Origin of the sequence: Streptomyces sp. SBT349, from assembly GCF_001083795.1 — a bacterium.
GTDB lineage: Bacteria > Actinomycetota > Actinomycetes > Streptomycetales > Streptomycetaceae > Streptomyces.
In genome coordinates, this window is the sequence record NZ_LAVK01000685.1 from 1 (window position 1) to 1,160 (window position 1,160).

Sequence of the window (1,160 nt, forward strand, 5' to 3'; positions counted from 1 at the left end):
ACCTGGTACGTCGTCTCGACCTCCTCGCCCGAGCCGCCGGGGTCCTCGTCCACCAGCCAGACCCGCTGCTGGCCGAGCGAGTAGACCACGCGCCTGCCCTCGCCCGACTCGGCGGGCACCGGCGGCGGCCCCTCGTCCTCGTCACCGGCCTCCGCTCCGGCCGAGCCGTCCTCGGGGGAGGCCGAGGGCGAGGCGCCGCCCGCGGCGGCCGGCGAGTCGTCCGACGCGGACGCCTGGTAGGCGAAGAAGGCGACGACGGCGAGCGCGGCAACGGTCAGCGTGGTGACGAAGACACCGGATCGTGAGCCTGAGGTATGGCGCGCCACGGTTCTGCTGCCGCCTTTCCCTGACGGGGTCGCGAGGTCGTGATCCCCCCGGAGACCGGTCCGGAGCGAACGGATCGACGCTACCAGGGACGCGCCCGCCGTTCGGGGAGCCGTAGGCTTGCCGCGTGCTCTTGCTCGCTCTGGACACCGCGACGCCCGCGGTCACCGTCGCCCTCCACGAGACGGCGCCCGAGGCAGGCGGGGCGCTGGCCGTCGCCGAGGCGGTCGACGCCCGCCGTCACGGGGAGCTGCTGCTGCCCGCCGTGGACCGGGTGCTCGCCGAGGCCGGGCGCGCGCTCGCCGAGGTGGACGCGGTGGTCGTCGGCACGGGCCCCGGCCCCTACACGGGGCTGCGCGTGGGGCTGGCGACCGCCGCGGCGCTGGGCGCGGCCCGTTCGATACCGGTGCACGGCGTGGGCACGCTCGACGCGCTCGCCTACGCGACGGGGCTCGACGAGCCGTTCGTCGTCGCGACGGACGCCCGGCGCAAAGAGGTGTACTGGGCGCGTTACGCCGATGCCCGCACGCGGGTGGCCGGCCCGGCGGTGGACCGCCCGGCCGAGATCGCCGCGGAGGTGGCCGGGCTGCCGGCCGCCGGGGCGGGCGCGCTGCTGTATCCGGAAGCCTTCACCGGCGCGCGCGAGGACCTGCCCGCGCACGCGTCGGCCGCCGCGCTGGCGGCGCTCGCCGGTGAGCGGCTGGCCGCGGGGGAGGAGCTGCCGGGGCCGACGCCCCAGTACCTGCGCCGCCCGGACGCGCGGGTGCCCGCCGGGTACAAGGCGGTCACCCGGGGATGACGTCGGACGGCGCCCGGGGAACGGGGCGAACCGCGGC

At 77.8% G+C, this 1,160-nt stretch carries 1 protein-coding gene and 1 pseudogene; one reads left to right on the forward strand and one right to left on the reverse strand.

Translation table 11 applies throughout. The annotated features are described in order from the left end of the window. Positions 1 to 326 (reverse strand): annotated as a pseudogene (locus ADY01_RS35810) (hypothetical protein); the annotation flags it as partial. A gap of 125 nt (positions 327 to 451) precedes the next feature. Between ADY01_RS35810 and tsaB the strand changes: the two are divergent. Beyond that, the gene (tsaB, locus tag ADY01_RS35815; RefSeq protein ID WP_049581079.1) at positions 452 to 1,123 is read left to right on the forward strand and encodes a tRNA (adenosine(37)-N6)-threonylcarbamoyltransferase complex dimerization subunit type 1 TsaB; all 672 of its coding nucleotides are present in this window, start codon (positions 452 to 454) and stop codon (positions 1,121 to 1,123) included. The last annotated feature ends 37 nt before the right edge of the window (positions 1,124 to 1,160 follow it).